The organism is Thioalkalivibrio versutus, assembly GCF_001999325.1.
Taxonomy (GTDB): domain Bacteria; phylum Pseudomonadota; class Gammaproteobacteria; order Ectothiorhodospirales; family Ectothiorhodospiraceae; genus Thioalkalivibrio; species Thioalkalivibrio versutus.
Genome location: NZ_MVAR01000002.1, coordinates 1 through 7,043 on the forward strand (window position 1 = coordinate 1; position 7,043 = coordinate 7,043).

The 7,043-nt window shown below is 66.3% G+C and carries 6 protein-coding genes; 5 read left to right on the top strand and 1 reads right to left on the bottom strand.

Features of this window, described 5'->3' with window-relative positions; all coding sequences use genetic code 11:
* Positions 1 to 52: 52 nt before the first annotated feature.
* On the bottom strand, positions 53 to 1,003 hold the full coding sequence (gene gshB, locus B0684_RS00440; protein ID WP_038084567.1) for a glutathione synthase: 951 nt from the start codon (positions 1,001 to 1,003) through the stop codon (positions 53 to 55).
* Between the two features lie 184 nt (positions 1,004 to 1,187).
* Here gshB and pilG point away from each other — a divergent pair, with 184 nt between their 5' ends.
* The 5 genes from pilG to B0684_RS00465 form a co-directional block, all read left to right on the top strand.
* Positions 1,188 to 1,604, top strand: coding sequence for a twitching motility response regulator PilG (gene pilG, locus B0684_RS00445; RefSeq protein WP_018175663.1), 417 nt, complete (start codon positions 1,188 to 1,190; stop codon positions 1,602 to 1,604).
* Positions 1,605 to 1,649: 45 nt separating this feature from the next.
* Positions 1,650 to 2,015 carry a response regulator gene (locus B0684_RS00450; RefSeq protein WP_018145129.1) on the top strand — a complete coding sequence of 122 codons (366 nt, stop codon included), beginning with the start codon at positions 1,650 to 1,652 and terminating at the stop codon, positions 2,013 to 2,015.
* A complete protein-coding gene (locus B0684_RS00455) occupies positions 2,012 to 2,590 on the top strand; it encodes a chemotaxis protein CheW (protein ID WP_018145130.1) in 579 nt (192 codons plus the stop codon). The genes B0684_RS00450 and B0684_RS00455 overlap by 4 nt, the downstream gene beginning before the upstream one ends.
* 39 nt (positions 2,591 to 2,629) lie before the next feature.
* Positions 2,630 to 4,717: a methyl-accepting chemotaxis protein gene (locus tag B0684_RS00460; protein WP_018175662.1), complete on the top strand. Its 2,088-nt coding sequence runs from the start codon at positions 2,630 to 2,632 to the stop codon at positions 4,715 to 4,717.
* Between the two features lie 15 nt (positions 4,718 to 4,732).
* Positions 4,733 to 7,043: Hpt domain-containing protein (locus B0684_RS00465; protein WP_198928517.1), on the top strand; the 2,311-nt coding region annotated here is incomplete at its 3' end.

Below are 7,043 nucleotides of genomic sequence, written 5' to 3' on the forward strand. Positions count from 1 at the left end.
GCGGCCGCGAGCAGCAGGGGCAGGGTTCGAATCAATACGGAGCGCATGCCGCTCATCCTTCGATCGGGCGAGTGAGGTAGTCGATGTACTGGCCGGCCAGGTCGTCTCCGCCTGCCGCGTCCAGTTCGCGGACACCGGTGGGACTGGTGACGTTGATCTCGGTCAGGGAATCCCCGATCACGTCGATGCCGACGAAGTCCAGCCCGCGGGCCTTCAGCTCCGGGGCGATTTCGCGGCAGATCCAGCGATCGCGTTCGGTCAGGGGCACGGCCTCGCCCCGGCCGCCGGCGGCCAGGTTGGCGCGGCTTTCGCCCGCGGCCGGGATGCGGGCCAGGGCGTGGTCGTAGGGCTCGCCACCGATCAGGATGATGCGCTTGTCCCCAGCGGTGAACTCCGGCAGGAAGCGCTGCGCGACCACGCTGCGCTGGTCGAACTCGGTGATGGTCTCGAGGATCACCGAGGTGTTCGGGTCGCCCTCGCGGACACGGAATATCGAGGCCCCGCCCATGCCGTCCAGTGGCTTGACCACGATGTCTCCCTGCGCCTCGAGGAAGGCGCGGATCCGGCCCCGGTCACGGGTAATCAAGGTGGGCGGGCAGCACTGGGGGAAGTGGACGGTAAAGGCCTTCTCGTTGACGTCGCGCAGGGCCTGCGGGCGGTTCGATACCCGTACGCCGTCGCGCTCGGCGAGCTCGAGGGCGTAGGTCGCGTAGATGTACTCCAGATCGAACGGCGGGTCCTTGCGCATCAATAACAGGTCGAAGCGCGCCGCCGGACCCGTCACGGGCTCGCCCAGGGTGAAGAAGTCCTCGCGCCGGTCGTGCACCTCGATCGGGCGGCTCCGGGCCGCCGCCCGGCCCGCCTCGATCCACAGGTCGGCCGGCTCCAGGTAGTGGAGGCGATGGCCGCGGGCCTGTGCCGCCAGCATCATGGCGAAAGTGGTGTCCTTCCATGGTTTGATACCCGCGATCGGGTCCATCAGGATGGCGATGTTCTGGGCCACGTTGCCTCGCACGAACGGGATGTTCCGGGGGAGTATGCCATGCCCGCCGGGGCCGTCGGTGACCCCGCAAGCTGGATCAGCGCCGCGCGCGTTGCGGCCCCCGGTATGCAATATCATTGTGTGCTGTTTGTCACAGAGCCCCGGTTCCGCTAGATTCGGGGCGAAATGACCTCAGGGGGAAAAGGTGTCTAACGCGCTTGCCGAAGCGGACTCGGCCACCGAGTTTCAGGGGCTCAAGGTCATGGTGATCGATGACAGCAAGACCATTCGGCGTACCGCCGAATCCTTGCTGCAGAAGCACGGGGCCGAAGTCATCACCGCCGTGGACGGCTTCGAGGCGCTGTCCAAGGTCGCGCAGTCGCGCCCGGACATTATCTTCATCGACGTCATGATGCCGCGCCTGGATGGCTACCAGACCTGCGCACTGATCAAGAACAACAGGGAATTCCGTGCCACGCCGATCATCATGCTGTCGAGCAAGGACAGCGTGTTCGACAAGGCGAAGGGGCGCGTTGTGGGGTCGGAGGACTACCTCACCAAGCCGTTTACCCGGGATGACCTCCTGGGCGCCATGCGCCGATACGCCAGTCCTGCGGCGTGATGCACAGCGTCGCCACTGCACACTAACCAAGGAAAGACGAACCCCATGGCCCGCATTCTGATCGTTGACGATTCGCCGACCGAAATCCATGTGCTGCGCACCATGCTCGAGAAAAACGGGCACTCGGTGACCACCGCCGAGAGCGGCGAGGATGGGGTCGCCGCCGCCAAGTCGCAGGTGCCGGATCTGGTCCTGATGGATGTGGTGATGCCGGGCCTGAATGGCTTCCAGGCCACGCGCCAGCTTTCCCAGGCGGATGAAACCGCGCATGTCCCGGTGGTTGTGGTCAGCACCAAGGATCAGGCCACCGACCGGGTCTGGGCGATGCGTCAGGGGGCTCGCGACTACATCACCAAGCCAGTGGTCGAGAAGGACCTGCTGGCCACCATCGGGAAATATCTGTCGGCATGAAGACCGACCTGTCCTCGCCGTTTGCGCTGATTGCGAGCCTTGATCGTGAAGGGCGCCGCGTCAATCGCGAATTGCGGCGGGACATCGGCACCGGCTGGCGCGGCGTCCTGTTGCGGGTTGGCGATTTCCGCTTCCTGGTCGATATGGACTCGATCGCGGAGGTCGCCGACCCGATGGCGCTGACCCGCGTGCCGCTGGCGGATTCCGCCGTGCTCGGTGTGGGCAATCTGCGGGGGCTGGTGCTGCCGGTCTTCGACATGGGCAGGCTGCTGCTGGACCGGCCATTGCCGGACGACGCGACCGGGCAGCGCATCGTGGTGGCGCCTCAGGGCCAGGGCATGGCCGGGCTTCTGGTCAGCCAGGTCGAGGGGATGCGCCGCTGCATCCCCTCCCAGCGGCGCCTGGAGGTCTCGGTACCCGAGGCCGTCCGGCCCTTTATTACTGGCGGATTCGATCTCGGGCACCGGTTGCACCCGGTGCTGGATCTGGACCTGCTACTCAATGACAACAATCGCTTTACCGGCACGGGTTTGGCCGGTGCATCCAATAGCGAACAGTCCGCAGCTACCGTCTGATGACGGGGTTTGCGGTGCTGCGACAGGGAGTATGAACTGATGGGATCGAGTCGTCGCGCACGTAACTTCGTCCTCGGGGGCTTGCTGGTGCTGGCCCTGATCGCGACAGGCGGGGCCTTTACCTACCACGAGTACGAACAGAGTCAGTACCGTGACCGGATCGCGCTGGCCAATGACTTGCGTCTGTTATCGCAGCGTCTCGCCACCAGCTCGCTGGAGGCGGCCGCCGGCTCCGAGCAGGGATTCCGCGATCTGCAGTCCCTGCGCGATGACTTCGAGGCCCGCCTGGACCGAATCCGCCAGGGGGGTGACGGTCTGCAGCCACTTCCGGAACCCTTGCAAGAGGATATCGCCGCGGTGGATCGCGAATGGTCGGCGTACCGGGACAACATCAACACCGTCATCCTCGGGCGTTCGGATATCCAGTTGATCACGGAATTTTCCGATGCGGTGGCCGCGTTTTCGCCGGAGCTCTCGCGCCTGTCCGACGATGTGGTGCGGCGCATGACCCGGATCGGCGAGCCGCCGGAGCAGGTCTATGTGGCGGCGCGCCAGACCATGCTGATTCAGCGTATCGCCAACAGCCTGGGTCGCGTGCTCCAGGGGGGCGCCGAGGCGGCCCCCGCGATCGAGCGCTTCGAGCGTGATGCAACGTTGTACGGCCGCGTGCTGGACGGCCTGATCGAGGGGTTCGCCCCGCTGGGGGTCGAACCGGTCGATGACCCGCAAGCGCGTGCCTTGCTGATGGAGATCGCCACGCTGTTCGTCGCCTTTAGCGAGGCGGTGGAAGGCGTTCTGGATACCTCCACCCAGGTGTTCGAGGTCAATGCGGCGGCCTCCAATGTCGAGGCCAGCAGTGGTGCGATGCTGGAGACCACCGGGGACTTCGAAAACGCCATCACCGTTGAGGCCGAACGCGCGGGCGTGATCGCGTTCATCGGGTTCGGCTTCGGTGGCCTCGCGCTGCTGCTGCTGATCGCGATGGGTCTGTTCCTCTACCGCGATACCAAGCGCGAGCTGGCGGAGACCGAGGCGCAGAACGAACGCAACCAACAGGCAATCCTGCGCCTGCTCGATGAAATGATGAACCTTGCGGATGGCGACCTCACGGTCAACGCGACGGTGACCGAGGACTTCACGGGGGCCATCGCGGACTCGATGAACTACGCGATCGAGAACCTGCGCACCCTGGTCGCGACCATCAACACGGTGGCGGCCGATATCAGCGAATCCTCGGCTTCCACGCGGTCCCAGGTGCTGGGGCTGGCCGAGAAGTCGGAAGAGCAGGCCCGCGAGATCCAGCGCGCGGACGACGCGATCGAGGAGGTGTCGGGCTCGGTCGACAAGGTCGCCCAGGATGCCGAACAGTCGGCCTCCGTGGCACGTAACTCGGTGGAGATTGCATCCCGCGGGGCGGGCACCGTGCGCCGTTCCATCGAGGGCATGGACAATATCCGCGAACAAATCCAGGAGACGGCGAAACGGATCAAGCGCCTGGGTGAATCGTCGCAGGAGATTGGCGACATCATCGGCCTGATCAACGACATCGCGGAACAAACCAACGTGCTCGCGCTGAATGCCGCGATCCAGGCCTCCGCCGCGGGCGAGGCCGGGCGAGGCTTCGCGGTGGTGGCCGACGAGGTCCAGCGCCTTGCGGAGCGCTCCTCCAGCGCGACCCGTCAGGTGGAGGGGCTGGTCAAGGCTATCCAGGCGGATACCAGCGAGGCCGTGAGTTCCATGGAGCAGAGTACCGCCAACGTGGTCCAGGGGGCCGAGCTGGCCCAGGCCGCGGGTGAGGCCCTGTCCGAGATCGAGCAGGTCTCCAGCGATCTGGCGGATCTGATCGACGGGATCTCCTCGTCGGCGCGCAAGCAGTCCGAGATGGCGCAGGATGTGACCTCCATCATGGCCCAGATCCGCGAGATCACCTCCGAGACCACGCAGGGGACCCAGTCCACCGCGGCGGCGATTGGCGACCTGGCCCAGCTCTCGGCCCAGCTGCAGTCCTCGGTATCGGACTTCAAGCTGCCGGAGCCGGGCGGGACCACCGAGCGTGTCGATGCTGTGATCGAGGAGGAGCGGACTTCCGACTCCGATCCGACCTCTTCCGACGAACAACGAGCCTGACGGCGGACGCGGCCGATGGCATCCAGCGCACTGAACTGGGTCCGCGACGAGCTCGACAAGCTGTTTGTCGAGGTCCAGGACGCGTTGCGACGGTACTCCGACGATCCGGACTGTCGCGATTGTCTGGCCGAGGCGCGCAGTCGTGTCGAACAGATCCGCAACACCCTGGTCATGGTCCAGGTCGACAGCGTGGTCCTGATCTGCGACGAGATGTTGCAGGTCCTGGGTCAGATCGAACGCGCTGACGAGCCGAATGTGGCCGCCACCGAGCCGCTGCTACGGGCCGCCCTGCAACTGCCCGACTACCTCGAGAACGAGGGCGATGGCGAATTGCCGTCGCCCATGATCCTCGTCCCTCTGCTGAATGAGCTGCGCAACAGTCGCGGCGCTTCGTTGCTGCTGGATGTCGCGGCATTGATGCCGGACCCGCAGACAGTGGACGATGAGCGTGTAGGCTCGGGTGGCGATGTGCTCGACCCGACATCTCGCGTCCCGCTGCTGCAACAGGCGCGTCGGCGCTTTCAGCGGGATCTGCTGGAATTGGTGCGCGGCGAAGATGCGACCGAACCGGCCGCCCGAATGCAGGCGACCGCCCGCGTTGTGGAGGAGGCCGTTCCGGCGGGCGAGGCCCGGCGCTTGTTCTGGGTCGCCGGTGCGATGCTCGAGGCGGTCGCCGAGGGCGGTGTCGAAGCCGATACCGACGTGCGCCGACTGGTCGGGCGGGTCGATCGCGAACTCGGACGCTATCTGAACGCCTTGTCGGCCCATGTGGAGGCCGGTAATGCCGGATCGGAACCGGACTACGAGGCATCGCCCGACCTGATCAAGACCCTGCTGTTCCACGTTGCCTGTGCGACCTCCGAGGGCGAACAGACCCGCGCCGTGCGCGAGGTATTCGGGCTCGACCGGTTGAGCCTCGTGGAAGGCGGTACAGGGGTGGGCCGTTCGGTCTACGACAACCTGCGCCAGGCCCTGGAAGACGACCTTGCCGAGGTCCGCGAGCGGCTGGATGTCTTGATGCGGTCACAGGTGCGGGGTGTCGACGACCTCGAGAGCCTGCGCGGGCAGGTCGAGCGTATTGGCTCGACGCTCAGTCTTCTCGGGCTGGATGCCGGACAGGACCACACCGACGCCCTGATGGCATCGCTTACTCCCGAGCGCGCGGGCGCGGCGGATGAACAGGTCGACATGGTACTGGCGGAGCACCTGCTGGCGCTGGAATCCCTGCTGGAATCGGGTCTGCGCCGCAAGAGCGCCAGCCCCACGCCCCAGGCCGAATTCGATCGCGCGCTAGCGGCGGCCGTCTACAAGGAGGCCCTGGTGGATGTGCGCCGGGTCCGCGACATCTTCCTCGGATTCCTTGATGCCGGCGCGGACGCCTCTGGCGATGGACTCGACGAGGCCCGCGAGGGGCTGCGCCGGATCGAGGGCGCGATGTCGATGTCCGGCTTCGAGGCCCTGCACGCCCTGCTGGGCCCGCTGATCCGTCATCTCGATTCCCGTGCCGGCATGGCAGCGGCCGAACTCGACGAAGGCGAGATCGACGCCCTTGCCGAGGTCCTCAGCAGTATCGAGGTCGCCCTAGAGTCTTCCGGACAGCCCTGGCGTGAACTGGACAGTGTCCACGAGCGGGGGATTTCGGCCCTGCAGCGCATTGGTGCGATCTCCGGCGGCGACGTCGCCGCCGTTCATCTGGCTGCGGTCCCGGATGCGCCGGCGGCAGACACCGGGGCTGAATTGGACCCCGCCGGCCTCGCCGAACCGCCGGTTTTCGATCTCACACCCAACGACGAACCTGGCGAAGAGCCATTGGACACGCTCGCCGCCGATGCCGATGCCGATGCCGATGCCACGCCTGTCGTGCAACCGGCGAGCCCGCTGCCCGCGGCCGGTCGCGATTCATTGCCTTTCGACGACACCGTGCTGGCGGAGCAGGTCCGCGGTCCGGAGGTCGACCTGGAAATCCTGGAGATCTTCCTCGAGGAGGCGGACGAGGAGGTAGCCAGCCTGGGTGAACATTTCCCGCGCTGGCAGGCCAACCCGGCCGATCTCGACAGCCTCTCGGTCATTCGTCGTTCCTTCCACACACTGAAAGGGTCGGGCCGGTTGGCCGGCGCCTTGCGCCTGGGCGAGTTCGCCTGGGCCGTGGAGTCGTTCCTCAACCGCCAGCTGGATTCCGGCCAGGAGGCGGACCACGCCACGTTGCAGGTGATTGAGGATGGCATCGGGGTCCTGCCCGGACTGGTGGCGGAGGTGCGTGACGATACCGGGCCGGTTACGCCGGTTCTGGACATTGCCCTGCGCCTGCGGGCTCTGGCCGGCGGCG

Coding starts and splice junctions, on each gene's coding strand:
- B0684_RS00450 (WP_018145129.1), top strand. CDS start 1,650: ATGGCCCGCATTCTGATCGTTGACGATTCGCCGACCGAAATCCATGTG.
- B0684_RS00455 (WP_018145130.1), top strand. CDS start 2,012: ATGAAGACCGACCTGTCCTCGCCGTTTGCGCTGATTGCGAGCCTTGAT.
- B0684_RS00460 (WP_018175662.1), top strand. CDS start 2,630: ATGGGATCGAGTCGTCGCGCACGTAACTTCGTCCTCGGGGGCTTGCTG.